At 38.7% G+C, this 23,928-nt stretch carries 28 protein-coding genes and 1 pseudogene; 12 read left to right on the forward strand and 17 right to left on the reverse strand.

Translation table 11 applies throughout. From position 1 onward, the window contains the following. Window positions 1-5: 5 nt before the first annotated feature. The 8 genes from DSM106972_RS14415 to DSM106972_RS14450 all read right to left on the reverse strand — a co-directional run bounded on the left by DSM106972_RS14415 (window position 6) and on the right by DSM106972_RS14450 (window position 6,679). Window positions 6-374 (reverse strand): BON domain-containing protein, encoded by a 369-nt coding sequence (locus tag DSM106972_RS14415; RefSeq protein ID WP_127081360.1) that lies wholly within the window; start codon window positions 372-374, stop codon window positions 6-8. A gap of 91 nt (window positions 375-465) precedes the next feature. Beyond that, window positions 466-1,371, reverse strand: coding sequence for an ion channel (locus tag DSM106972_RS14420; RefSeq protein WP_127081361.1), 906 nt, complete (start codon window positions 1,369-1,371; stop codon window positions 466-468). Between the two features lie 141 nt (window positions 1,372-1,512). Further along, window positions 1,513-1,947: a ferritin-like domain-containing protein gene (locus DSM106972_RS14425; RefSeq protein ID WP_127081362.1), complete on the reverse strand. Its 435-nt coding sequence runs from the start codon at window positions 1,945-1,947 to the stop codon at window positions 1,513-1,515. Window positions 1,948-2,044: 97 nt separating this feature from the next. Next, window positions 2,045-2,842 carry an MOSC domain-containing protein gene (locus DSM106972_RS14430; RefSeq protein ID WP_127081363.1) on the reverse strand — a complete coding sequence of 266 codons (798 nt, stop codon included), beginning with the start codon at window positions 2,840-2,842 and terminating at the stop codon, window positions 2,045-2,047. Between the two features lie 45 nt (window positions 2,843-2,887). Beyond that, window positions 2,888-3,832, reverse strand: coding sequence for an FTR1 family iron permease (locus DSM106972_RS14435; RefSeq protein ID WP_127081364.1), 945 nt, complete (start codon window positions 3,830-3,832; stop codon window positions 2,888-2,890). A gap of 43 nt (window positions 3,833-3,875) precedes the next feature. After that, window positions 3,876-4,310 carry a ferritin-like domain-containing protein gene (locus DSM106972_RS14440; protein ID WP_127081365.1) on the reverse strand — a complete coding sequence of 145 codons (435 nt, stop codon included), beginning with the start codon at window positions 4,308-4,310 and terminating at the stop codon, window positions 3,876-3,878. A 182-nt stretch (window positions 4,311-4,492) separates the two neighbouring features. Continuing rightward, window positions 4,493-5,515, reverse strand: coding sequence for a ComEA family DNA-binding protein (locus DSM106972_RS14445; protein WP_127081366.1), 1,023 nt, complete (start codon window positions 5,513-5,515; stop codon window positions 4,493-4,495). Between the two features lie 150 nt (window positions 5,516-5,665). Further along, a complete protein-coding gene (locus DSM106972_RS14450; protein ID WP_127081367.1) occupies window positions 5,666-6,679 on the reverse strand; it encodes a multicopper oxidase domain-containing protein in 1,014 nt (337 codons plus the stop codon). A gap of 485 nt (window positions 6,680-7,164) precedes the next feature. Here DSM106972_RS14450 and DSM106972_RS14455 point away from each other — a divergent pair, with 485 nt between their 5' ends. From DSM106972_RS14455 to DSM106972_RS14475, 5 genes are all read left to right on the forward strand, one after another. Continuing rightward, window positions 7,165-8,097: an energy-coupling factor ABC transporter permease gene (locus tag DSM106972_RS14455; protein WP_127081368.1), complete on the forward strand. Its 933-nt coding sequence runs from the start codon at window positions 7,165-7,167 to the stop codon at window positions 8,095-8,097. A gap of 45 nt (window positions 8,098-8,142) precedes the next feature. After that, entirely contained in the window at window positions 8,143-8,799 is a 657-nt protein-coding gene (locus tag DSM106972_RS14460) for an energy-coupling factor transporter transmembrane component T family protein (RefSeq protein ID WP_267901121.1), read from the forward strand. Between the two features lie 24 nt (window positions 8,800-8,823). After that, window positions 8,824-9,546, forward strand: coding sequence for an energy-coupling factor ABC transporter ATP-binding protein (locus DSM106972_RS14465; RefSeq protein WP_127081370.1), 723 nt, complete (start codon window positions 8,824-8,826; stop codon window positions 9,544-9,546). Window positions 9,547-9,698: 152 nt separating this feature from the next. Next, window positions 9,699-10,130: a hypothetical protein gene (locus DSM106972_RS14470; RefSeq protein WP_127081371.1), complete on the forward strand. Its 432-nt coding sequence runs from the start codon at window positions 9,699-9,701 to the stop codon at window positions 10,128-10,130. Between the two features lie 135 nt (window positions 10,131-10,265). Next, on the forward strand, window positions 10,266-11,594 hold the full coding sequence (locus tag DSM106972_RS14475) for a deoxyguanosinetriphosphate triphosphohydrolase (protein WP_233787245.1): 1,329 nt from the start codon (window positions 10,266-10,268) through the stop codon (window positions 11,592-11,594). Here DSM106972_RS14475 and DSM106972_RS14480 read toward each other — a convergent pair whose 3' ends face one another. From DSM106972_RS14480 to DSM106972_RS14490, 3 genes are all read right to left on the reverse strand, one after another. After that, entirely contained in the window at window positions 11,595-12,512 is a 918-nt protein-coding gene (locus DSM106972_RS14480) for a 1-aminocyclopropane-1-carboxylate deaminase/D-cysteine desulfhydrase (protein ID WP_127081372.1), read from the reverse strand. Between the two features lie 586 nt (window positions 12,513-13,098). Continuing rightward, window positions 13,099-13,347, reverse strand: a complete 249-nt coding sequence (locus DSM106972_RS53455) for a hypothetical protein (RefSeq protein ID WP_233787244.1) — start codon at window positions 13,345-13,347, stop codon at window positions 13,099-13,101. Between the two features lie 37 nt (window positions 13,348-13,384). Beyond that, window positions 13,385-13,909 carry a hypothetical protein gene (locus DSM106972_RS14490; RefSeq protein ID WP_127081373.1) on the reverse strand — a complete coding sequence of 175 codons (525 nt, stop codon included), beginning with the start codon at window positions 13,907-13,909 and terminating at the stop codon, window positions 13,385-13,387. A gap of 157 nt (window positions 13,910-14,066) precedes the next feature. Here DSM106972_RS14490 and DSM106972_RS14495 point away from each other — a divergent pair, with 157 nt between their 5' ends. After that, window positions 14,067-15,416, forward strand: coding sequence for a GTP-binding protein (locus tag DSM106972_RS14495; RefSeq protein WP_127081374.1), 1,350 nt, complete (start codon window positions 14,067-14,069; stop codon window positions 15,414-15,416). 35 nt (window positions 15,417-15,451) lie between these two features. Here the strand turns inward: DSM106972_RS14495 and DSM106972_RS14500 are convergent, their stop codons facing one another. The 3 genes from DSM106972_RS14500 to DSM106972_RS14505 are packed head-to-tail and all read right to left on the reverse strand — an operon-like array spanning window position 15,452 to window position 16,102. Then, window positions 15,452-15,676, reverse strand: coding sequence for a hypothetical protein (locus DSM106972_RS14500; RefSeq protein ID WP_127081375.1), 225 nt, complete (start codon window positions 15,674-15,676; stop codon window positions 15,452-15,454). Further along, complete coding sequence (locus DSM106972_RS55350; protein WP_325052187.1) at window positions 15,666-15,842, reverse strand: DUF4258 domain-containing protein; 177 nt, start codon at window positions 15,840-15,842, stop codon at window positions 15,666-15,668. The genes DSM106972_RS14500 and DSM106972_RS55350 overlap by 11 nt, the downstream gene beginning before the upstream one ends. Next, window positions 15,839-16,102 carry a DUF4258 domain-containing protein gene (locus DSM106972_RS14505; protein ID WP_127081376.1) on the reverse strand — a complete coding sequence of 88 codons (264 nt, stop codon included), beginning with the start codon at window positions 16,100-16,102 and terminating at the stop codon, window positions 15,839-15,841. The genes DSM106972_RS55350 and DSM106972_RS14505 overlap by 4 nt, the downstream gene beginning before the upstream one ends. An 88-nt stretch (window positions 16,103-16,190) precedes the next feature. Between DSM106972_RS14505 and DSM106972_RS14510 the strand changes: the two are divergent. Beyond that, a pseudogene (locus DSM106972_RS14510) lies at window positions 16,191-16,395 on the forward strand (GTPase); the annotation flags it as partial. 681 nt (window positions 16,396-17,076) lie between these two features. Beyond that, window positions 17,077-17,340 (forward strand): Calvin cycle protein CP12, encoded by a 264-nt coding sequence (locus DSM106972_RS14515; protein ID WP_127081377.1) that lies wholly within the window; start codon window positions 17,077-17,079, stop codon window positions 17,338-17,340. Window positions 17,341-17,368: 28 nt separating this feature from the next. Here DSM106972_RS14515 and DSM106972_RS14520 read toward each other — a convergent pair whose 3' ends face one another. Further along, window positions 17,369-18,205 carry a TlyA family RNA methyltransferase gene (locus DSM106972_RS14520; RefSeq protein ID WP_127081378.1) on the reverse strand — a complete coding sequence of 279 codons (837 nt, stop codon included), beginning with the start codon at window positions 18,203-18,205 and terminating at the stop codon, window positions 17,369-17,371. A 592-nt stretch (window positions 18,206-18,797) separates the two neighbouring features. Between DSM106972_RS14520 and DSM106972_RS14525 the strand changes: the two genes are divergently transcribed. Beyond that, window positions 18,798-19,232: a response regulator gene (locus tag DSM106972_RS14525; RefSeq protein ID WP_127081379.1), complete on the forward strand. Its 435-nt coding sequence runs from the start codon at window positions 18,798-18,800 to the stop codon at window positions 19,230-19,232. Window positions 19,233-19,393: 161 nt separating this feature from the next. Here DSM106972_RS14525 and apcB read toward each other — a convergent pair whose 3' ends face one another. Next, window positions 19,394-19,903: an allophycocyanin subunit beta gene (apcB, locus tag DSM106972_RS14530; RefSeq protein ID WP_073622198.1), complete on the reverse strand. Its 510-nt coding sequence runs from the start codon at window positions 19,901-19,903 to the stop codon at window positions 19,394-19,396. Between the two features lie 385 nt (window positions 19,904-20,288). On the opposite strand from apcB, the gene glnA reads away from it, so the two are divergent. Further along, the gene (gene glnA, locus DSM106972_RS14535) at window positions 20,289-21,707 is read left to right on the forward strand and encodes a type I glutamate--ammonia ligase (RefSeq protein ID WP_127081380.1); all 1,419 of its coding nucleotides are present in this window, start codon (window positions 20,289-20,291) and stop codon (window positions 21,705-21,707) included. Window positions 21,708-21,875: 168 nt separating this feature from the next. Here glnA and gifA read toward each other — a convergent pair whose 3' ends face one another. Continuing rightward, a complete protein-coding gene (gene gifA, locus DSM106972_RS14540; protein ID WP_019493044.1) occupies window positions 21,876-22,070 on the reverse strand; it encodes a glutamine synthetase inactivation factor IF7A in 195 nt (64 codons plus the stop codon). Window positions 22,071-22,336: 266 nt separating this feature from the next. Here gifA and DSM106972_RS14545 point away from each other — a divergent pair, with 266 nt between their 5' ends. Both DSM106972_RS14545 and DSM106972_RS14550 read left to right on the forward strand, forming a co-directional pair. Continuing rightward, window positions 22,337-23,392, forward strand: coding sequence for a class I SAM-dependent methyltransferase (locus tag DSM106972_RS14545; protein ID WP_127081381.1), 1,056 nt, complete (start codon window positions 22,337-22,339; stop codon window positions 23,390-23,392). A gap of 289 nt (window positions 23,393-23,681) precedes the next feature. After that, on the forward strand, window positions 23,682-23,927 hold the full coding sequence (locus DSM106972_RS14550; RefSeq protein WP_127081382.1) for a hypothetical protein: 246 nt from the start codon (window positions 23,682-23,684) through the stop codon (window positions 23,925-23,927). Window position 23,928 lies beyond the last annotated feature (1 nt).

Raw genomic sequence — 23,928 nt, forward strand, 5'->3', positions numbered from 1 at the left:
TTTTGTTAACCGATTGTAACTTGCGATGTGTCTACTGCATCGGCGCCATTAACGTTGCGTGCGACTGATACCATTTTGTTGAGTATGTCTTGGCTGGGGACTTTTCCTTTTAGTACTACTGTTCCACTTGTTTGGGCTACCCAAAGTGTGTTGATGTCATCGAGTTGCGAGTCTTGGTCGAATGCTAGTGCGACGCGCTTGGCTAGACCGCTTTGGTCATATTCTCCGTTTAAACCGATGCGTTCGGGTGGTATTGATTGTGTGGCACTTGGCGCCGATGCGGTTTGTTGCTGTGGTGTATATTGTTGTGGTTCGGGATTTACTTGTGCGTTTTGTGGTTTTTCTAGTCCGAATAGTCTTTTTAGCCAGCCCATGATTTCTACTCCCTACTAAATATTTATATCATCTATATATTAGGTGGCAGGATATTTGACGACATCTATCTTTTAAGAGAGGTGGTTATATTTAATAGTTGATATCTTTAATTGATACAAAGTCATGGAACTTTGAGTAATCTATACAACGTTTGCCGTCAGATGTGCGAGTCAAGATGTCCACGAAGCGCGCATTCCATACGGTTTCATCGGGTATATATGAGTGACGTGCGTGGATGGTTTGTGATACTGTTTCGTCGATGCCTGTAAAAATGACGAGAATCTCCATTTCATCCTCTATCATTTTTTGCTGTGTAACACCGTAAAGCGGACTACTTTCATCGATGGTATGCATTACTGACCATGAAAGCGCAAATAGTGGAGAGTCGCTACGAACTAAGGGTACGTCGTAAAATCGCCGCATAAAACTCCCTTCTTTTGTTAATTCGTTACGAACAATTGTAAGACGCACTTGGGCTTCTAAAATCCAGTTTTGCCGCTTATTCGCTACCCTTAGCATTAACGTTGGTAAGCCGTTATGGGTTGTAATTAATATGACGCGACTAAATATTACCCGTGCTTTTGGCAATGAAAAGCGAGCAAACATTATACCACTCGCCATAGTTAATATCAGTAACCCAATGATGGATTCAATAGTAACTAAAAAATTGGCATAAACTGTCTTTGGATACATGGCGCCGTAACCAATCGATGCCATCGTTTGAACGCTAAAAAAGAAAGCATCCAAAAAGTTACCAGGACGTGCGTTTTCAATTCCATCACCACCAGCAAGGTATAGCAATGCAAAAATAGCATTAGCGATAAAGTAACCAACAGTAATAAGAGCAACAAATCTGCCCCACGAAATAGTTAGCAGCGCATGGTAAGGGTCGTAACGCCAAGGTGAATACGATATGCCTTTACGTAGAACATTAAAAGAACCATATCGATTGACTACGCGAGATTTTGCTCTATCTTGCCAACGTTTTTTAACCATTTATGACGTAATACCAAAGCCAGGAGCTTCTAGAATTTTAGGATTTCTTTATTATCCAATATTTTTGCATGTAGAGACGCGATTAATCGCGTCTCCACGAATTTATCACGTCTCCACGATTTATAACGTCTCTAGATTGGTTTACCCTAAATCTTGAATCATTTGTTCGAGTTCTAAGTGATGACTGCTTTCTTCTTCAATCATGTTGGTTACAAATTCTACTAGTTCTTGGTTAGACTGTTGCGCTGAAGCCAGAAGCTGTTTATACATTTGTATTGCCTCTCGTTCGTGTGCGAGACTTGCAACTAGCACATCTTTGATTGAATATTTATCTATATCTCTAACAGATGCAATACCAAGTTTGGGATGACCTTCAACAGAAACAAGTATTTCCCCTACTCTTTGGGCATGAGTTAAAGATTCCGCAGCTTGCTCTTTAAAAAAATCTACTATAAAATTCCTCTCTGTACCAGTAACCACTAAAGAAAAGTGGGTGTAGCGCACGACTCCCGCAAGCTCATATTCCATGATGCTTTGCAACAAGTCGAGAGTTCGTTGCTGTTCATTTTCTTTCATTTAATTGCCAGTATCTTTCATTAATATTGCATACTGAGTATACAATATTGCTATTAAATTGCAAGACTATTTGTTGGGTTTTGTTCCTCCACCCAACCTAAAATTGTATTATATCTTGCTTCTTTATGTGAGCTTCTGTAATAATTGTTGCAATTACGCCTGTTTGAGTATGTTGAAAGTTATTCTTAAGAATTGTCAGCAAAGCAATGTCGCGTTCTCCGGTTTCGGGATTAACTTCAATATTTAAGCAGCGGTTAATGCGAGCGGTAACTTCAACTAGCGCGTTGCCTATTTTGATTTGTTTACCTACCCAGTCAAACTCATTCCATGCGGGTATTCCGTCTACCACAATATTGGGACGGAAGCGACGAACGTCTATAATATGACCTGCTATTTCGCTTAAATTATCTATAGTTGCTTGACTAACTAATGATATATGTCCTGCTTCTCTATCTTGATAGCGCGTTTTGTTATATGACCCTACTAATTCTAAACGCGCCCTTTCTCTTGCGCTTTGACTCACACCTGGACTAGGATAGCTTGCTGCTAAATATCCCGTAAAAAACGTTGAAACTTCATGGCGCCCAGTTATGGTACTCGTATCGGCAACTAGTAATTCTATTCCTTTACGTTTGATTGTTAATTTTTCTGATGTTGGGTTGTAAAAACAGTCTAACGCTGCTAGCGAGTGCCAGTCGTTTTGCATCGCAAAGTTAACTTTCTTCATCCAAGATACTTCAACATCGATATCTGGCAGATTTTTTTTGTACATCAAAGCAAACGCTCGGTCTCCTGGAATGCCATGACCGACTTTGAGGTAAACAGATTCTTGTACCTGTGGGGTTAACCCTTTTATAGGATGGATAAATAACTGTTTGATAAAAATATTTGTCATAGAAACCGGGTTTCTTGCTTGATAACTTGTAATAAAGATAACATTTTACATAGAAACCCGGTTTCTTTCTGGTTTTTTACCACCACCATTAAGACTACGAAGATAAATACCACCAACTGTGAACAAGAAAACTAAATAAGCGATGGCTTGTACAATATAAAGATGATGCTGGTATCCAAATAATGCTTTGAAAATAACACCAGGAAACTCTTCGTCAGGTAAAATTTTAGAAGTATCCCAAACCATTGGCCCGAGAATGCACGAATGAACTTTTGTAAAACGTTCATAGTAAAAACAAAGGTCTTGCGATGCCCGACTATAAGACGCTAATGATGCTGCCGCTGCGTCAAACCTGCTTAATGCTGTTACAACTAATCCTGCTACAATTAATACCAGTAAAATACCCATCACTTGGAAAAACTGACGAATATTAAACTTAACTCCTAATTTAAATAACCCAACACCGATAAAAGCAGCACTAATAATACCTAATACTGCACCAATCCCGGCGCCATACGCTCCACTTCCAGTATTAGTAGTAATTAATGCGACTGTCTCAAAACCTTCGCGAACAACCGCAACAAAAATTAATGTAAAAATATTTCGCGCCGCAGTTTTATCATTTTTCAATGCATCTGATAAGGCGCCTTCAACAGAAGCTTTCATAAATCTGGCTTGGTTAGTCATCCAGATTAACATCCAACTTAACATAATAACAGCAAGCACGCTGAATATTCCTTCATAAAGGAATTCAATAACACCTGCATACTGTGGAAACGCGCGTTGCAAAGCTGGTACAAATAATTGAAACAAGAACGCTAAAACAAAACTTGCGGCAACTCCTGTTCCTAAACCTACATATACCCAGCGGTTGAGTTGTGTTTGTCCGGCTTTTTTGAGAAATGCCAACACAATTCCCACAACAAGCGCAGCTTCGACTCCTTCGCGAAGCGCAATAAAAAATGTAGATAAAGCAGCAGTAAAATCCATAATTATGAGTTGTAGTTGTAGGGTGGCCGAAGCCACCTTACTATTAACTAAAATCGCGTAGCATTTTTTTCAATTCAAGATTGTGCATTTCTTCCTGACCAATCATTGTGCGAGCGAATTCTTCTAAATAAATACTAGCATCAGTTACTGCATCAAGTAATTCTTTATACAGCGATAATGCTTTCTTTTCGTGCGCCAAACTTTCTTCTAAAATGTGTTTAACCGAGTGTTTATATGTTTCCTCCATTGGGGCAATTTTAAGGCTAGGATGTCCATCTAAACCTGTGAGAATTTCTCCTGCTTGTTGGGCATGAAGCAGCGATTCGCCAGCTTGTGCTTTGAAGAAATCTACAATGGGAATTCGGTATGGACCCGTTACCATTAATGAGTAGTGTGTATAGCGAACAACACCTGCTAGCTCAAATTCCATGATGGTATTAAGCAGGTCGATTGCTTTTTGCTGATTAAGTTCTTGCATTATTTATCAATTTACCTTACATGCATTCCAGGACGATTTACTAGGTAATTTTAGCCTTGGTTATCATGGCTCTTTACAATTACATAGTTTTTTGGTTCATCCTGTATTTTAACCCCCTATTAAACTTCTATATAGTGTTGTATGGATAATGTTTTGATGAATGCACAGGCAAGATGCCTGTGCTACAAGGCTTTTTGTGATTCTGCTTCTATGGTTTTTACTAGCTTGGTAACTTCAAGAGGCGCCTTTACGGGTGTTGCAGGCGGAATAGCTGCGGGCCATACTTTAATTAGTTCAGCAATACTAGCTTGAATATTTTTGTGAACTTCGGGATTTTCTTTTGCCATGCTGGTGGCAACGGTTTTGTAAAGTTCGTTGGCGTAGACTACAAAACCGCGTGAGTCTTGATATTCAATTGCAGCAGAAATTTTACCATCTGCGACAGCGGCGCCATATTCTGAGTTTGCAGAGTCAAGTAAACCGTTAATTACTTGTAGGTTAAAAGCATTCTTTTCGCGTTCTGCTTGGGGAAGTGCTGCTATGGCGCCATCAACCGCTTGCATTGAATTTGTAAAGTTGGTTTTAATAGAGTCTGCTTTGCCATTTGATTTGACTAAATCTTGCAAGCTAATCAAAGTTGTTTTAAATTCTTTTACTTTGCGCTCGTTGAGTTGTTCCTCTACATCAGCATAAATTTCTTCTACTGGGTGTCCAATATGTGGTTCTGCTGCCTTGGGTTGATTTTGGTCGAGTAATTCTTTGGCCACTATCAAGTGTCCTTTCATTAGTCCCAATTTGGTCATGTAGTCAACATCTTTCGCTTCACCCGTCAGCTTGACTTCTTCTATCGTCACCATGTCTTTAATTTTGTCAAACTGCTCTTGAGTGACGACTTTTTTAGCTACCAATTCCTCTGGTGAAGCATAAGGACGACCCGCTTGAATTTTATTCGACAATGCAGGCACACCAAGCATTCCTTCAAACTTGTCTAACTCCGATAAAATCGCAGAATTTATATTTACTTTCTTACCATGACCACTATGTGAGCTAGTAGTTGAAGCATCCGTAACTTGAGGAGTTGAAGCAACTGGGGCTGCGTTACCTCCGTTATTCGATGCTTCGGGCGCCCCACCACTAGCACAAGAACTAAGTGCAACGATGGCGCAAGCTGCGAATGCCAAAAATGCATAACGTGGTCTAATCACTTTTTTACTCCTAAACAAATTTACAAAGCTGAAAAATCAAATAATCTATGACAGCTTGTCGTAATCTCAGTTATGTTAGTTTTGCACTTAATGAATTATATTTGCAATAATTTCGCTTTCATTTAAACTTGATTTAACAATTATTTGCAATTAGCTGTTTACTGAATTTTTATTTGATGACCCAATAACCTCAAACTGTCCCATACAGCCATTTTCGGCAACTGCATCCTGATGTGGGTGGAACATATACTTACCCGGATAGCGGAAAGCAAACTCTAATATATGGCGTTCTGCAACACCCATCGTAATTACATCGCTTTTCTCGCTTGGAGTCATTGTCATACCATATCGATACACGTCGAAGAAGTTTGCGTGAAGGTGAAATGTTACAGCAGGGTCAAACTCAATGATGTTAAGAACATAGAGTCTAATTAGTTGGTCTTTGTAAATGCGAATTGGATTATCCATATAATAGTGTGGCAATCCGTTGAAAGCATAATATTCATTATGGTTGTCATCGTTCACATCGTATCCACCCATTATCAATACAATTTCATCCGCCGGTGGCCGTGGTGAAGGTGGGTCGATAATAAACATTCCATATAAACCTTTCGCAATATGCCGAGTTACAGGTTCAATATGACAATGGTATAAATGAACTCCATACGGTTCTGCGTCAAATTCATAAATTGTAGCTTTGCCGTTACTAATTGGTCGCACCCCATCCATTTCTGCCGGGTGAACTCCATGAAAATGCAGCGAGTGTGAATGACCTGCTTGGTTAAGAAATAATACCCGTATTCGTTCCCCTTGTTTTGCCCTTAGTGTTGGCCCAGGAATTCTGCCGTTTAAATCCCAGATGTTATAGGATACTACTGTATTTAGCTGAATTGTCGATGTACCTGCTGTTAAACGAAACTCACGAACAGTTCGCCCATTCTCGCGTTTAACTGTGCCGTAGTCAAAGTCACGCAATATTTTCGTTGGATTCGCCAAAGTATCCGCAGGCACATCCATCGGTGGTATTCTTACTTCGGTATGACGCGAACTTAACGCCTGCCACAATGCTGTTCCACCTATTACCCCGGCGCCTGCCAACCCGAATTTAAGTAGTTGGCGCCGACTTAACAAGTCCCCTCCAGGCAAAATAAAGTTATTGGGCATGGTTTAAGATTATTTTGCAAAAGAATAAGTATAGCTGCCAACTTTTCGCAACTAATCTAAATAGTATAGTAAGTATAAATTGTTGTCAATAAATCTCAAGTATCTTAGGACTAATTCTTAACAAAAAATACTTATTTGTAAATTTCTGTAATGAATCTACTCAAAAGAATAAATTTTATAATTATATTTTATTATTTAAGTAAATATGATTATTATTCTCATTAGGGTAAAAGTGTTTAGTAAAAAAAATTAAGTGTAATAATAAATAAAATTACATAATTTGAAAAATGTTTTTGATATTTGTGATATTAGGTATGTATGTAAAAATACGAAAAATTTGGCTGTCAATGACTCTTAAGAAGTATTTAGAATCCCCCATACGGGCATTGAAAATTTGTGAATCTTTTGTTTTTTATTAAGTTTATATACTAACAAAATTTTCAATGGTAAAGTATCAAAAATGACATTCAAAACTGGAGAAAATCATGCATATTCCTGATGGGTTTATTTCTCCATCGGTAGCTGCGGTAACAGGAGTAGCAACTGTTGCAGCGCTTACGATTGCGGTGAAACGCGCGAACAATGCATTTGGTGTACGTAGCGCACCGATTTTAGGATTAACGACGGCATTTGTTTTTGCCGCACAAATGATTAACTTTCCTGTAGCAGGTGGTACCAGTGGTCATTTGTTAGGTGGAACTTTAGCGGCAGTAATTTTGGGTAGTCCTTGGGCAGCAACGCTTTGTATTGCAACAGTTCTGATTATTCAAGCAGTATTATTTGCCGATGGTGGAATTACTGCTCTGGGGGCAAATATTTTAAATATGGGTGTAGTCGGAGTTTGGGTCGGTTGGAGTTTAACTCAACCTTTGCTACGGTTGTTAGGTGGTAAAAGAGGCCGTTTACCGTTGGCAGCAGGAGTTGCAGCTGGTATTAGTGTTGTGGTAGCGGCAATAGTCGCAGCAATTGAACTAGCATTATCGGGAACGGCGCCAATTAATATTGTTTTACCTTCAATGACAGGTATTCACATCTTGATTGGTGTTGGAGAAGGACTAATTACAGGAGGAGTACTTACTTATCTTGCGACTGCACGACCAGATTTACTGCCCGGAGAGCAGCACGAGTTTAGAGGTTGGTTAGTTCCTGTTGTAAGTATTCTGTTAATTGCAGGAGTCTTATCGCTATTTGCATCAGCGTTTCCTGACGGGTTGGACTGGGTATCAGAACAAACGGGTTTCGATAAACTCGCAGAAAATGTTCGTGTTGTGGTTCCTACACCGTTTGCAGATTATCAAGTGCAAGGTCTCGACAAAATTGGCACTAGCATTGCTGGAATTGTTGGTTCTATCGTTTGCTTTGGTCTCGCATTTGGTCTTGCCAGCATTATGAAAGGCGCTCCTGCTCAAAGAAGCTAAAAAATTGATCCCCCAACCTGCGATAACAAGGGGGGGATCAAAATCATCTTATTTATAACTATGTCTCTAACTCTACGTTTATACATATCTCTAATAATTGTTATCGGTAGTGCTTTGCTTAAACAGAATGCTTGGCCTATGCTTAGTGTTTATGGAGTTTTAGCATTAATTTGGGCTAGTATATTGCGTGCAAGACTTCCAAAACTTGCGGCTTTACTTGGTACTGAATTATTGTTTTTATCATTCTTAGCACTTCCTTTAGGTTGGCAACGCGCGAGTTTCTTGCTGGTGCGTTCGTTAATTTGTTTGTTAGCAATGAATAGTTTTTTGCTTACACTGCCACCCCATAGTTTTGGTATCGCGCTTAAATCTTTGCCTTTACCAAGTGCATTCAAACAAAGCTTATTATTAGCTGGGCAGTATATGGAAATATTGCTGTCGGAAGTCGAAAGAATGCAGCGTGGCGCCCAGTTACGCGGAATGAACGGAACTGCTGGATGGTTACGTTATGCTAGTGCCTCAATGATAGGGGCATTATACGTTCGTAGTTTAGACCGTGCTGAGAGAGTTTATGCCGCAATGATAGCACGCGGTTACACAGGAGAAATGCCCGTTAACTCAGAACTACGACCAAAAGAAATTTACATCGTTATCTTAATGAGCATTATTGCATTAAGTTTAACTATTGCATCCTGGTTATAATTATTCCTTTCCCCAATTTTTTTAATGTCACAAACTGTTTTAGCTGTTCATAACTTAGTGTATTCATATACAAAAGAATCAAATGTATTAAGTGAAATTACATTTGATATTAAAGCTGGCGACCGAGTAGCTTTAATGGGCGCCACTGGTTCGGGTAAAAGTACTTTGCTCGAAAATCTGATTGGTTTAAAACAACCGAAATCAGGAAAAATATTGATAAATAATATACACGTAGAACCCGAAAATTTTGCAGAAGTAAGGCGCCATATTGGTTTTGGTTTTCAGGATGCCAACGACCAGTTATTTATGCCAACCATTTTAGAAGATATTACGTTTGGTCCAAGAAACTACGGAGTCAATAATGCCGTAGCAATCGACAAAGCTAGACATTTACTCGCTGAGTTTGGTTTAGAAGCTTTTGAGCGACGTTCTGCACACGAACTTTCGGGTGGACAAAGGCGCCTAGCAGCCTTAGCAGCAATTCTTGTTCTAGAACCCGATATACTGATACTCGATGAACCTACTACTGGACTTGACCCAGCATGGCGCCGTAAACTCGCGCAAGTACTATTAAACTGGCAAGGTAAAGCTTTACTCGTTGCTTCTCACGATTTACACTGGCTAGCGAGAGTCACACAACGCGCGCTAGTGCTTTACGGAGGTAAAATAGCCATCGACGGCGAAATTCAACCTTTATTAAAAGATGCCCAAAGATTGGATAATTTGGGTTTACCCGTAGACTGGTAATATAAGTTACGTTCACAACATGCTTATGTATCGAATTATCGGAACAATTATCTAAATAGTCGAATCATCGGATACTATTGTTTGGGATTTTATGGTGATGGGTATCAATGGTGGTTTGGCGTAAGTATATAATTGCTCCCGTGAGCATCAGTATGGCATTGTCACTTTTTGGCTGTAGTGACACTAAAGTTGCTCAGTGCGAACGATTTATTAAGCAAGTCAATGAAGGAACTACATTAATTGATAAAAATAAAGGTGCCCAGGTGTCAACTAGTTTAAAGCTTGCTAAAGAATTAGAAGAGGTTACCAAAAAAATACGTGACTTGAATTTGGGCGATGAAAAGTTAAAAGAGTATCAAGGTAAATTTGTCAAGACCTTTGAAACACTTAGCAAAAACGTAGAAATAGCAGGTAAAGCACTTGGTTCCACAAAAAAAGCTGAAGCTTCAACTGCTGGACGAGCGACAATTCAAAAAGCAAAAGGAGATATAGATACAGCACTCAAAAATGCTGCTGAAGCTGCGGCAAAATTCGATAGTTCAGTCAGCGAGCTTAATCAGTATTGCACAAAACCAGAATCTTAATAAGTTAGGAGTGCCCTCATGTCATGCTGAACGTAGTGAAGCATCTGATAATATTCGAGCATTTAAGAGATTCTTCGCTGCGCTCAGAATGACAATTTATACCTTTACTAACTCCTAACTCCTAACTTTGTTTTTATGATGCAATGGAAACGACTTTTGACTCCGCAGCGTTTGGGAAAACAGGCGCCAGAAGATTTACAATTAGACCGAACCTGTTTTCAAAAGGATTGTGACCGTATTGTTTTTTCTTCTCCGTTTCGGCGCCTTAAGGATAAAACTCAGGTTTACTCACTATCTAAAAACGATTATATTCGCACGCGGTTAATTCATAGCTTAGAGGTTTCTTGTGTAGGACGTTCGCTGGGTAGAATTGTTGGTTACGAGGTTGTTAAGCGTCATCAACTTGAAAAATACGAGTTGAGCGGTTCTGACTTTGGAGATATTGTCTCGGCTGCTTGTTTAGCGCATGATATTGGTAATCCCCCTTTTGGTCATTCGGGTGAAGATTCTATACGTCAAGGTTTTGCATCTTGGTATAATGGCGCCAGTACTTTGAAAGATTGTCTCAATAGACAGCAAAAATCTGACTTTGATTTATTTGAAGGTAACGCGCAAGGTTTTCGCATCCTTACCAATATAGAAATGCATCATCGTCACGGTGGAATGCAATTAACTTGTCCGACACTAGCAGCTTTTACCAAATATCCGCGCGAATCTTCTATACCTGTAAATGTTCTTAATAATTATACAGGTTGTAGCGCTAAAAAATACGGTTTTTTCCAAGCTGAAAAAGAGTTGTTCAATGAAGTAGCTCAAATTTTAGGCTTAATTAGGCATCATAATAATACTTATTGGTGGGTACGTCATCCCCTTGCGTTTTTAGTAGAAGCTGCGGATGATATTTGTTACTCCATAATAGATGTTGAAGACGGTTATCGAATGGGGTATATTTCATATGAAGACACACGCGCTTTACTAAGTGATATTGCTCTAATAAACATAGATGAACAAGAATTTAGCGAGGCAGAAAAAGTCAAACGTTTACGTGGCAAATCAATAAATAACTTAATTCAAGAAGCAGCAGATAATTTCCTCGCACGTGAGAAAGAAATACTTACAGGTACATTCGACCAAAATTTATTATCGCTCAGTAAATACGCACCCCAGTTAGAAAACATCTCTAAAACCGTCACAAAAAAAGTTTTCCTACATCCAGATATATTAGGAATGCGAATAGCAGGTTACGAAGTCCTAGGAAAACTATTTGCTGAATTTGTCGATGCAGCATTACGCACCAGTAAAAAAGGTGAATTAATAGCGCTAATGCTCCCAGAAAAATACCGTCCACTCGAAACCGAAAGTACATACCAAAAAATCTTACGCATCACCGATTATATATCAGGAATGAGCGACTCTTATGCAACCACCTTATTTCAAAAATTTAGCGGCATCTCCATCAAATAACTATACATTACTCTTGTGGAAGAGGCATCCCTGCGTGTCTCTTATAACATTCCCCTGTAACCCCCCAGTATGTATCAACAAAACACGGCGCTTATCAAAATACCCTTCTTTAACTAAATCCATAACACCATAAAACATCTTAGCAGTATACACATAATCAAGCGGTACACCACACTCCATCTCAAACTCGCGCGCAAACCTTAACAACTCATCATTAACTTTCGCATAACCACCAAAATGATAATTACATATCAACTCCCACGATACATTTATATTATGTTGATACGGCGCCATTAAACCTTCAATATCCTGCTTTAAAAAATCTCCCCCTTTTAAAACAGGAAAACCAATTAAATGCTGCTGAGTATTTAAAGAAAGTGCAACACCCGCTAAAGTCGTCCCAGTCCCGCAAGCTATACATGCAACATCAAACTCAATATCTTGACTAATTATTTCCCTACAACCCCTCACACCATCCAAATTACAACCACCTTCAGGAATTATAAACACCTTACCAAAGCGGTCTAGTAAATCTTTACGTAGCGTTTCGCTATTTCTTTGTTTATAAGTTTGTCTATCAACATAAACAAGTTGCATTCCCTGACTTGTGGCAAACTCTAATGTGGGGTTAAGTGGTAATGTCTCTTCTCCACGAATAACACCTATAGTTTTTAACCCAAATAAATTACCCGCCGCCGCAGTTGCATATATATGATTAGAATAGGCGCCGCCAAAAGTAAGTATAGTATCTAAGTTTTCTCGTTTCGCTGCTTCAAGGTTATATTTCAGCTTATACCATTTGTTACCACTAATCAGCGGATGCACCAAGTCTAAACGTAATACGTAAAGTTCTACATCTTTTGCAAGCGCAACCTTACTATCAATTTTTTGTATAGGAGGAGAAGCAAAAGGGGACATAAATTAACAAAATTTAAATTGTCATTAGTCGAGTAGCGTAAACGGAGTTTTCCCGCAGGGAAGAATCTAAAAAATTAGGGACTTCCATATAAAAAAATCTCCAAAATTTTTTTGTGGAGCAGGCATCCTTGCCTGCTCTAAACGTAGGCGGGCAAGGATGCCCGCTCCACAACATGAAGAATTTATTTTTTGGAAGTCCCTTAGAGCAAACTTCAAGTAGATGAAGCAATATTCAAAATCTTGTAGAGACGTTACATGTAACGTCTCTACATGTATGACCAAATATTATCAATGGTCGCTAATATGATAACCAAATTATAACAATTATTGTGTTTCTTTTAGTGCAAGATTGAAAATTCCATCAAGGTCAACAAGTTTAGACATAATCGAGCTTATCTATTATTAGCCAACAGAAAAGGCGCCGTTATTTAGAAAATATACGAACTTATATCATAGTCAGCATTAGCCAGTTCAGGATACATAATAAATTGTTTGTCAATTAATGCCATTAACTGACATCTTGCGCCTCTACGTATTAATTCTTAATTTTAAATAAGTTATAACACAACCAAAACAATGACATCATTTAGAAAACATGCGAATCTATATCATAGTAAGCATTTGCCAGTTCAGGATACATAACAGCTTGTTTTTCAATCAATTCCCTTAAAGTATTATTACAACGCTCTGCAATCTCTGGGTACTTACCAGCGTACCATTCAAGCGATGTCACAAAGGAAGGGTCACTAATATCGTAACCAAGCTCTATCAATTCTTGAGTTTCTTTGAGCGCGAGATTGAAAATTCCATCAAGGTTAACAAGATTTTCTGACATTATTTTCATCCTTGTAGTTATATAAAATACAATTGTATCAATTTGAGCGCATTAATCTTTGAATATGAGCGATTATTTCCTGTTTACTAATGACATGTTCTGGAAGTACAAGCCAGCTAGGATAAACGTATGTAGCTTGTCCTAGAATTTTTGTTTTACGCTTATCTTCCACTGTCCCCCAACGGTCGGGAAAGATAAACCAACGTTTACTTAACCTTCTAGGAGGTATTGTACCCCAAGCTAAACGAGTTGTGGGGCAATACCAAATAATTGCAGAAGGGGGATTAACCCATTGTTTGCTTTCAACTTCACCACACATCCAACCTCTGTAACCATTTGGTAAGATACTAAAGTTAGAAACAGAGACTGTAACAGTTTTGACTGATATCCAAAACAGTTTGCGTTCACCATCACTACTGTATACAGGAATGTCCTCATCTGTACCAAAGTCCGTCATTATAGACTCCCCTGCGTTAATACCACGGTTTCTAAGTCCTTTACGAACTATTTCAACTGTTTGTCTTCCTTCGGCTAAAAATTTTTCCCAGTCTGATGCGGACATAAGTGTAGATACATTAAGCTATAACAGGCGTTAATTATTAGATAAGCATGATTATGTTGTTGAGGGGTTATTTTTGTAATTATTGTTTTGAAGCACTAAAGTGCTTACAACGAGTATTTATTACGAAAGTACATATAAACTTATAATTATTACGGCTGTGTCAAATTTACAAGAAAGTCACTTAAACCGCGCACGCGCTAGTCTCCGCCAAACTCTATCTTGGTACAATAGTCTTCGTAAGTCGGGACAAGCTTCGCGAGAGTTGACGGGTTTGGTTAAACCTGAGTTGGAGATGTTGACCTCGACTCTTAATAAGCTTGACCAAAATGTTGTGCGTATTGCTGCTTTTGGTTTGGTTAGTCGTGGCAAGTCTTCGGTGCTTAATGCTTTGTTAGGACAGAAGGTTTTACAAACGGGGCCTCTTAATGGTGTGACGCAATACCCCCGTTCGATACGTTGGAGTCCTAGTGAGAAGGTGCAGGTGGAGTTGATTGATACACCTGGGTTAGATGAAATTGCGGGTGAAATACGCGCGAAAATGGCTAAGGATGTGGCTCAACAAGCTGATTTGATTTTGTTTGTGGTGTCGGGTGATATTACGCGCACTGAGTATAATGCTTTGTTGGAGTTACGAAAATCTCAGAAACCTTTAATTTTGGTGTTTAACAAGATTGATTTATATCCTGATACTGATAGAGAGACAGTTTATCGCAATTTGCAGCAGTTAGGCGCCGGGAATTTATTAGAAAAACCTTTGCAACCCGATGAAATTGTCATGGTAGCAGCAGAACCTTCTCCTTTAGAGGTGCGGGTTGAGTATCCTGATGGACGAGTTGACTATGAGTGGGAAACTTTACCACCCCAAATTGATGAGTTAAGAAAAACTATATTAAATATTCTCAACCGTGAGGGTCGGTCACTTTTAGCGCTGAATGCTTTGGTACAAGCTAAGTTTACTGAAGAAATCATAGCCCAAAAAACAATTGGCGCGCGCGAACAGCAAGCTGAAGAGTTAATATGGCAGTTTGCTAAATATAAAGCTTTGGCTGTAGCGTTAAATCCTATTGCTGTACTTGATGTGTTTGGTGGTGCGGTTGCTGACCTTGCTTTAATTCGTTCTCTCGCAAAGGTTTACGGTTTACCAATGACTGGGTTTCAAGCTGGAAAAATTCTCAAGACAATTTTTTTAAGTTCGGGTGGTTTATTACTTGGGGAGTTGGGAACAAGCGTTGTATTTGGGTTCGATAAAAGTGCTTCTATAGTAGCTGGTGATAACCCTGCTAATATTACTGGGTTTATTGGCAGTGCTTTAGTACAGTCGGGTATTGCTGGATATGGCGCCGTTACAATTGGTAAAGCTGCTAAAGTATATCTTGAAGCTGGGTGTACTTGGGGACAATTTGGCGCCAGTACTGTTATACAAGAAATACTCGCTACTGTTCCTAAAGAAACGATTTTACACCGTTTACAACAAGAACTGGGCTGGCTGAAACCTGATAATCTTTGAATAAAATAACAGTAATGGCGCCATAAATTTATATATCATGCCGCAAACTTATAAACAGGTGTTTCAATCATACGAACAGGTTCTTCTGAGTTCCATATAATTTGTTGCAAGCGTTCTGCCGTATCTGGAGAAAAAAATTGCTCGCCAGTTTCAATATTAACCCGTGCAGGCACATTTTCAACTATAAAGAACTTACCATCCATTTCTAATGTGTAAGTTACTTCTTGTTCTACTAAAATCTCATTACTATCATTCGTCATTGCTACTTCTCCTTCTCTTAAAATTCTCTTCCCACAATTGAGGGTTTGGCTCATATACAGTAATAATTTTAATCAATGCTTGCCCTGGATAGCTACATTGGACATGAACTGCGCGATTTGCAAGTGTAAAACCACTTATTAAACAACTTGGACTGTATTTATTCAGGACTTATGCAAAAATCCTAGAAACCTGGTTTCTTTGTCGATGACTTGCAATAAAAACGACGATTTTGCGTAGAAACCAGGTTTCTTTGCGTAAGTCCTATTATCATCACGGTAATCCTCTATTACTAGGCCGCTAGCAACTGTTTCCCTAATTTCGTTTATACTTATACGACGCTTGGTAGATTTGTCAAGTGCATGTTTGGATAGTTCAAATTTATTGTTAGCGATTTTTTGGCGAATTTCTTCAATAAGTTTTATCATACGTCATTTTACTCTGATTTGCATCGCAATGTACCATTTTTTGATACTTGAGGTACACAACTGTCGATTTTTTTAGTTCGGATGGTTTATTACTGGGTTTATTGGCAGTGCTTTAGTACAGTCGGGTATTGCTGGTTATGGCGCCGTTACAATTGGTAAAGCAGCTAAAGTATATCTTGAAGCTGGGTGTACTTGGGGACAATTTAGTGCAAGTACTGTTTACTGTTCCTAAAGAAACGATTCTACACCGTTTACAACAAGAACTAGGCACTAAATTAGGAGGTTTAAATTAAGTTATTTATATATTGTTCCCGTTTTTATATTGGCACTTCATATACTTACCACTTAAAAAACTTATATCAAATCCTAGAAACCGGGTTTTATGAAGAAACCCGGTTTCTTTATATTTACAATTATATTAATTGCGAATTGTTAATCATATGTATATTTTGTTCAACCTACGCAAATTGAAATTAAAAAGAAAGAAACAAAAAATACATATATATACCATAAATTCTTATTTAGCAAGCATTTCAGCTTTGTACTGACTTTGTTTCGTAACAATGCGCTTATGTTACTTTTTATAACGTATAATTAATTTCTACAGAGAAATATTGACGTTTTGATGAAAAACTCTCTGATTAATAAAGATAAAATTTATGCAAACTGTAACAGTTAATGCAGAATTAAAATTTACTTAATTCCATAATTACATCGGAGTGTTATCCGGTCATGTTAATCAAGTTAAATGACGGTTATTACCACCCGACAATCTGATAAACAGTAGTTTACACTGGGTATGTTAGGTTAAGGTGAATAAAGCAACGCTTTCAAAGGCTGACAGGTAATTTTACCTAATATTTAATCCGAACTAAGTATTAATGCCTTGCGGCGCCTAATTTACCCTGTTAAAACCGAAGTACTTAAAAGATATTTCATTTATTGTCTAGTTAAATATCCAAGCGAGAGTCAAAATGCAAAATACATTAAACGCAGTTACTTCCGAAGAAACTCAACGTACTATTGAACACGTAATTCATGAATCAATTGTAGAAGCACGCAGTGCATGTGGTTTGCACGGTGATACCTCACAAGAGTGTGCAGTAGCTTGGGATATCGTTGAAGAGTTACAAGCTGAAAAATCACACCGTAGTAAAGAAGTTCAAGTTAAAAGTTCTTTAGACAAATATTGCTCTTCGCATCCCGATGCTCTTGAATGTCGCGTTTACGACGTATAAATATGTAGAGACGTGATTAATCACGTCTCTACAATTCATTTACTGCTGTAACAGTTAGTTGCTTGATTGCTTCAAGTTCTAACGGCGCCGTTATACTTTCCATTGATAACCACAGTAAGTATTCTACATTTCCAGCGGGTCCCGTGATTGGCGACCACGTTAAACCTTTATATTTCCATCCAAGTTCTTGTGCTGTCTGCAAAACTTGGTAAATAGCGTCAGCTTGATGTAGTGGGTCACGCACTACTCCTTTTTTGCCAACTCGGTTTTTTCCAACTTCAAATTGTGGTTTTACTAGTAGTACCATTTCTCGCGGTGGTTGGGAGAGGCGCCACAGTGCTGATAAAATTTTGGTGACAGAAATAAATGAGACATCGACGACTATAAAGTTGGGTTGTTCTAATCCCCCCCCAAACTCTTGACCAGGGGGGGAGCTTTTGTATATTTGTTCTGGTGTGAGATGTCTGATATTTGTGCGTTCTAGTAAGATAACTCTGGGGTCGTTTCGCAGTTTCCAGTCTACTTGACCATAACCTACGTCTACTCCATAAACTAATTTAGCTCCTGCTTGGAGTAAACAGTCTGTAAAACCACCTGTGGAGATACCCGCATCTAAGCATACACGTGCGGTTACGTCTATATTAAATGTTAAAAGTGCTTTTGCTAGTTTTTCGCCGCCTCTGGAAACGAAGCGAGATTTTTGTTTAACTGTTATAGAGGCGCCTGTGTCTATTTCGGTTCCAGCTTTATCAATTATGTTACCATCAACTGTCACCTCTCCTGCTTGGATGAGACGCTGTGCTAATGCACGGGAAGTACATAAGTTTCGTTCGACAAGTAAAGTATCGAGTCGTTGTTTCGCCAATTTAATATTTTTGAGACAGTTGTTTATTTTTATTTTATATCAGCAGCGCTTTATCAGTTGCGATTAAATCTATACAAATCTAAGTAAAAGGAAATCCTACACGGGTTGTAGGAACGTCTAGTAACGGACATTGGGAGGATTAACCCATCCGCAATTGTAATGTTCCAGCATATGACATTACTAGAACCAAGCCGACACAGACAGCAATGTAAGGATAAGTAAGGTTGCTTGTCCTGACACAAATCTTACATCTAACTGGCATAGTCCAGATTTAAGTAGGTTTAGTGAACCCGGAACTCTATCTGCACCTAAAGCATCTTAGCTATATGACCGTATCGATATACTCAAGTAGTTTTATTACCTCAGAGGTATAACATACTTGTTTTATTTGTTGTGAATGTAAATCTTAATTAATAATTAAAAATATACTGTAACAAAAATTTGCAATTGTATAAGTAGTATATAGACAAATTATTTTAAGTTGTGAATTTTCGGTGATTTTACTTATATCGGTCAACTGCCGCTGAAGTAGGATTAACATATTGATTCTTTATAATGCTTATATTTTAAAAATTTATTTGTGGTTACTGTCATGTATGTAGAGAAGCAAGTTATTGAAAAAACCTCGTTAAGAGGGTTAAGTGTGTTAGTCATCGAAAGTAAGCGAGATGAGCGCGACTTATTGACTTATATTTTAGAATCGCATGGCGCCGCTGTTATATCATCTGCCTCAGTTTACGACGCTACAATGGGCGAACTGGTGTATTATCCCCCTGATGTTGTATTTGCCAGCGTTAAAGCGCTTCAACAATATGACATAGCTGAAAAAATAAACGTTTGTGCGAGTAAAGCTGGTAAGGAAATTTTGATAATTGGTGTAGTTGAGTCGAAACGCAATATTTACCCGCTAATGGCTGAAGATTTAAATTGTCATGCTTGTATATGTAAACCATTAGATATGACTGAAGTCGTAGATTTACTTATCACTTTAGCAGGAAGATTTGAGCATAACTACTATTTGGTGTGATTAGGAGTAGTTTTGAACGAGTCATACAGAAAAAGCGAGTCTTTATAACAAAACTCGCTTTATTTTAATTAGAATTTATATTAAGTTTTGTTAAGCCGTAGGGGCAGGTTAACCTAGATTAAAATTGCCTTCTCGGATTAACTGTAAGTAACCTGCCCTTACTAGATGTCTTTTTCGCTTAACTCACGGGTCATGTAATCGAAAGGTTCATCGATAAAGCTGGTATTGGTGACACCAGAGGAAGCAGCTTGTTCTTTAACGATATCTTTCATAATTTGGATACCGCGAACTGTTGGACCGATGGGTACACCTAACGAGTTGTAAGTTTCGCGTAAACCTTGGAGAACACGCTCATCGAGTACATCCATGCTGCCTGCTACAAGTGCATAAGTTGCATAGCGCAAGTAGTAGTCCATATCGCGTAAACAAGCTGCGTAGCGACGAGTTGTGTAAGCGTTTCCACCTGGACGAATTAACTCAGGTTGTTCGTCGAACAAAGCTGAACCTGCTTGTTTGACGATACCTGCTGCGTTGGAATTTATTGCTGCTGCTGCTTTAATGCGTGCGGTACCGCTTTCAAAGTAGCCTTTGAGATTGTCAATGGCAATCCGGTCAAAGTAACGTCCAGCAACGTCATAATTCTTAATTAAACTTGTAACAGCGTCGCGCATACCTTTATCTCCCAATCATTCCTGTTAACGGTTTGATATTAATTTGGCTGTTTCGTTATGCAATAAATGCATGAGAATAGCAATTGTGTTGCCTTCATACCTCTACAATAATATTTCGGCGCCGCAACTCACACTCTCATAAAGGATTTTATGTCAAAGTTGCTTGTCATGAAAATCTACTTTGTAGTTTTGTATCGTTATGAACAGGTAAAGGTTAATATAACCTTTAAAGTGGAAATTCTGTATCAAAGAATACAAAATTCTGGTCAACCTCTTCTTACGATAATCCAGGTGTGCAAAAATTTGGTGAGTGCCAAGCAGGGTCAGCTATTGCTTTGGGCTTTATGAATTGACTATGAAGTAATTAGGCAGATAAGGAGTAACCATGACAACCCCACAAGAAGTCCTGAAGTTGGTTAAAGACAACAACATTCAGATGATTGACCTGAAATTCATCGACATGTTGGGAACTTGGCAGCACTTAACGGTGTACCAAAACCAAATCGATGAAAGCAGCTTCACCGAAGGTGTACCTTTTGACGGTTCGAGTATTCGGGGTTGGAAAGGAATTGAAGCTAGTGACATGTCGATGGTTCTCGACCCAGATACAGCATGGATAGACCCATTCATGCAAGAGCCAACGCTCTCAATAGTTTGTAGTATTATTGAGCCTCGTACTGGTGAACCTTACGACCGTTGTCCTCGTCAAATTGCTCAACGCGCGGTAGATTCTGTAATTTCTAGTGGTGTTGGCGATACAGTATTTTTTGGGCCAGAAGCAGAATTTTTCATTTTTGATGATGTTCGCTTCGACCAAAATTCCAGTTCTGGTTACTACTATGTAGATTCTATCGAAGGTAAATGGAACTCAGGTAGAACCGAAGCAGGTGGTAACTTAGGTTACAAACCCCGCTTCAAAGAAGGTTATTTTCCAGTAGCTCCTACCGACACTTTCCAAGACATGCGGACAGAGATGCTGTTGACAATGGCGAAGTTAGGTGTCCCCATTGAAAAACATCACCACGAAGTAGCAACTGGTGGTCAGTGCGAACTAGGTTTCAAGTTTGGTAAATTAATCCAAGCTGCTGACTGGTTGATGACTTATAAATATGTCATCAAAAACGTCGCTAAAAAGTATGGCAGAACCGTAACCTTCATGCCCAAACCTGTATTTGGTGATAATGGTTCTGGTATGCACTGTCACCAATCAATTTGGAAAGATGGTCAACCATTATTTGCTGGCGATAAATATGCTGGTTTAAGTGAAACTGCTTTACATTATATTGGCGGTTTGCTTAAGCACGCACCTGCTGTATTAGCAATAACTAACCCTACCACTAACTCATACAAGCGCTTAGTTCCTGGTTATGAGGCGCCTGTAAACCTAGCATACTCCCAAGGTAACCGTTCAGCTTCTATTCGTATTCCATTATCTGGCACCAATCCAAAAGCAAAACGCTTAGAATTCCGTTGTCCAGATGCGACCTCTAACCCATACTTAGCATTTGCAGCAATGTTATGTGCAGGTTTAGACGGTATCAAGAATAAAATAGATCCAGGCGAACCTTTAGATAAAAACATCTACGAATTATCACCAGAAGAACTAGCAAAAGTTCCTTCAACCCCAGGTTCACTTGATGCAGCACTCGAAGCATTAGAGAAAGACCATGCTTTCTTAACAGAGGGTGGTGTATTTAGCGAAGACTTTATCCAAAACTGGATAGCTTACAAAATAGATAACGAAGTCAACCCCATGCGTTTGCGTCCTCACCCCCATGAGTTCGCTCTCTACTACGACTGCTAGTAATAAAGGACTTCAGTCCTTTTAATTCTAAGGTGGACTTCAGTCCTTTTAATTCTAAGGTGGACTTCAGTCCTTTTAATTCTAAGGTGGACTTCAGTCCTTTCCAAAAACCATAAATAAAGCCATCCCTTGTGGATGGCTTTTTTCTTGACTATCGTAGAAATTCTTTCAATTCATCGAAGTGCTATCATAAGTCGCGCGCTTGCTTGGGTCAATCTTACCTTGCAAGGGATTCCAATAATCAGAAACTTCTCCGGTCAAACCTATTTCTTCACCAGTACGTCCCAACATCGATTGCTGGCGATTTTTTACTGTGTGGTAGTGACGTTGCATTAACGCGCGTGCTTTATCTTGTGTAGACATAATAAACTTCTCCCTATGAACTCTTAGTTATTTCTTTTCTTGTCTGAGCTAATCATATCGCATATAATTCTGTAGCGTATGTTACCATATGATACAGTTTGATAAAACTTTATAATTTTTTCATAATTTAAATTATAATCATTCTCAAGAAATATCTCTAAGGATTTAATACTCCAGAACGGTAAACCCTACTCCAGGCTCATCAAATATTCGTTACAATTACTTAAAGTAAATATATAAAAAGTAATAAAAATCGAGTTGTTCTCATGTCTGACACTTTAACGAAGCTAACTTATCAGAGTTTTCAGCAGGGCAAAAATTATTTTGGTTTAGCGCACAAGCTCATTAGCACACGGTTAATGAACTTGATATCACCGACTGAGAATAAAACAACGCCAATTCCAACTGGAGTATTACTAATAATCCAACAAAGATTGAATAATCTACTTGAAGTTGACTGGCAAGACTCGCAACGCGGCATTTATTCAGAAAGTCTGCTATTCGATAACTCCTGGGAAGACTTTTTCAAGTACTACCCTATGGTGTGGTTTGACTTGCCCCAAATATGGGAACGTGCGAAAAATAAAAAGCACCAAGATTTTTCTTCAGGTGTTAATACCGAAGGCTACCCTAGCTATTACGTCCAAAACTTCCACCATCAGACAGATGGCTACTTGAGCGATTTGTCTGCCAATATGTATGACTTACAAGTCGAGATATTGTTTGGTGGTTCAGCAGATGCAATGCGTCGTAGAATTTTGGCGCCATTAAAAGAAAACTTAAACTTTTTTGCTGACGTACCACCATCACTTTTACGTGTATTAGATGTCGCATGTGGTACAGGTCGTACCCTAAAAGCAATTCGTAGCACACTACCTCATGCATCGCTCTACGGTACAGACTTATCACCAGCTTATTTACGCAAAGCAAACGAATTACTATCTCAAATTCCTGGAGAAGTACCGCAACTACTGCAAGCGAATAGCGAAGAGTTACCTTATTTAGATAATTACTTTCACGCAGTGACTTCGGTATTCTTATTCCACGAACTACCAGGAGTAGCGCGGCAAAACATTATCAACGAATGCTTCCGTGTCGTCAAACCCGGTGGAACATTTATTATCTGCGACTCCATCCAGGTAAGTGACTCACCTGAACTCGAACCGATGATGCACAACTTCTACGAAACCTTCCACGAACCATATTATCGCCACTACATGACCGATGATTTGGTAGAGCGCTTACAGAAAGCAGGTTTTGAGAACATAGAGACACAAGTACACTTCATGAGCAAATACCTAATAGCTCACAAACCAGCATAAACACTTATTTTGTTCTTTTATTCTTGTGGAGCGGGCATCCCTGCCCGCCTCTAATTTGCCCATATTTAATTTGCTCATAACACAGAAAAATTTTCCGAAAACCAAAAAATACACTTGAAGTTAATAAGATAGTAAATTCCAAATATAAAGAAACATTAAAATGATGAGAGAATCATCATAAATCTTTATTGCCCTAAAAACCTAAAAATGCTAGATTAACAAAACTGAAAGAATTTATCTGTAACAAGTACAAGTATAAATAATATAAAAAAGTTAAGTAGATAAAATTATGAGAAGCGTATATAGCTTAAGTAACAACGAATTCGCCAAAAAATTAACAGCAGAAGAGCGCCAAGTACGTTTGAACAAAGCCTCTAAAGAGTATATGCGAGGCAGAATATCCAGACAACAGTTTCACCAAGCAGAACGAGACTACGGTACAGATTATACGCTTGTAACATTTGGTTTAGCCAAACAACGAAGTGTAATACCGCGTTTTATAAATAAACTAACATCAATTTTTAGCAGTAAATAGC

Source organism: Dulcicalothrix desertica PCC 7102 (assembly GCF_003991905.1).
GTDB classification, from domain to species: Bacteria; Cyanobacteriota; Cyanobacteriia; order Cyanobacteriales; family Nostocaceae; genus Dulcicalothrix; species Dulcicalothrix desertica.

What these genes read in the sequence shown, in the direction of transcription:
- DSM106972_RS14435 (WP_127081364.1), bottom strand. Translation starts at nt 3,832, where the DNA reads ATGGATTTTACTGCTGCTTTATCTACATTTTTTATTGCGCTTCGCGAA.
- DSM106972_RS14550 (WP_127081382.1), top strand. Translation starts at nt 23,682, where the DNA reads ATGAGAAGCGTATATAGCTTAAGTAACAACGAATTCGCCAAAAAATTA.
- DSM106972_RS14505 (WP_127081376.1), bottom strand. Translation starts at nt 16,102, where the DNA reads ATGATAAAACTTATTGAAGAAATTCGCCAAAAAATCGCTAACAATAAA.
- DSM106972_RS53455 (WP_233787244.1), bottom strand. Translation starts at nt 13,347, where the DNA reads ATGTCAGAAAATCTTGTTAACCTTGATGGAATTTTCAATCTCGCGCTC.
- DSM106972_RS14490 (WP_127081373.1), bottom strand. Translation starts at nt 13,909, where the DNA reads ATGTCCGCATCAGACTGGGAAAAATTTTTAGCCGAAGGAAGACAAACA.
- DSM106972_RS14475 (WP_233787245.1), top strand. Translation starts at nt 10,266, where the DNA reads ATGATGCAATGGAAACGACTTTTGACTCCGCAGCGTTTGGGAAAACAG.
- DSM106972_RS14455 (WP_127081368.1), top strand. Translation starts at nt 7,165, where the DNA reads ATGCATATTCCTGATGGGTTTATTTCTCCATCGGTAGCTGCGGTAACA.
- DSM106972_RS14545 (WP_127081381.1), top strand. Translation starts at nt 22,337, where the DNA reads ATGTCTGACACTTTAACGAAGCTAACTTATCAGAGTTTTCAGCAGGGC.
- apcB (WP_073622198.1), bottom strand. Translation starts at nt 19,903, where the DNA reads ATGCGCGACGCTGTTACAAGTTTAATTAAGAATTATGACGTTGCTGGA.
- DSM106972_RS14430 (WP_127081363.1), bottom strand. Translation starts at nt 2,842, where the DNA reads ATGACAAATATTTTTATCAAACAGTTATTTATCCATCCTATAAAAGGG.
- DSM106972_RS14470 (WP_127081371.1), top strand. Translation starts at nt 9,699, where the DNA reads ATGGCATTGTCACTTTTTGGCTGTAGTGACACTAAAGTTGCTCAGTGC.
- DSM106972_RS14500 (WP_127081375.1), bottom strand. Translation starts at nt 15,676, where the DNA reads ATGACGAATGATAGTAATGAGATTTTAGTAGAACAAGAAGTAACTTAC.
- DSM106972_RS14525 (WP_127081379.1), top strand. Translation starts at nt 18,798, where the DNA reads ATGTATGTAGAGAAGCAAGTTATTGAAAAAACCTCGTTAAGAGGGTTA.
- gifA (WP_019493044.1), bottom strand. Translation starts at nt 22,070, where the DNA reads ATGTCTACACAAGATAAAGCACGCGCGTTAATGCAACGTCACTACCAC.
- DSM106972_RS14420 (WP_127081361.1), bottom strand. Translation starts at nt 1,371, where the DNA reads ATGGTTAAAAAACGTTGGCAAGATAGAGCAAAATCTCGCGTAGTCAAT.
- glnA (WP_127081380.1), top strand. Translation starts at nt 20,289, where the DNA reads ATGACAACCCCACAAGAAGTCCTGAAGTTGGTTAAAGACAACAACATT.
- DSM106972_RS14415 (WP_127081360.1), bottom strand. Translation starts at nt 374, where the DNA reads ATGGGCTGGCTAAAAAGACTATTCGGACTAGAAAAACCACAAAACGCA.
- DSM106972_RS14480 (WP_127081372.1), bottom strand. Translation starts at nt 12,512, where the DNA reads ATGTCCCCTTTTGCTTCTCCTCCTATACAAAAAATTGATAGTAAGGTT.
- DSM106972_RS14425 (WP_127081362.1), bottom strand. Translation starts at nt 1,947, where the DNA reads ATGAAAGAAAATGAACAGCAACGAACTCTCGACTTGTTGCAAAGCATC.
- DSM106972_RS14515 (WP_127081377.1), top strand. Translation starts at nt 17,077, where the DNA reads ATGCAAAATACATTAAACGCAGTTACTTCCGAAGAAACTCAACGTACT.
- DSM106972_RS14465 (WP_127081370.1), top strand. Translation starts at nt 8,824, where the DNA reads ATGTCACAAACTGTTTTAGCTGTTCATAACTTAGTGTATTCATATACA.
- DSM106972_RS14450 (WP_127081367.1), bottom strand. Translation starts at nt 6,679, where the DNA reads ATGCCCAATAACTTTATTTTGCCTGGAGGGGACTTGTTAAGTCGGCGC.
- DSM106972_RS14440 (WP_127081365.1), bottom strand. Translation starts at nt 4,310, where the DNA reads ATGCAAGAACTTAATCAGCAAAAAGCAATCGACCTGCTTAATACCATC.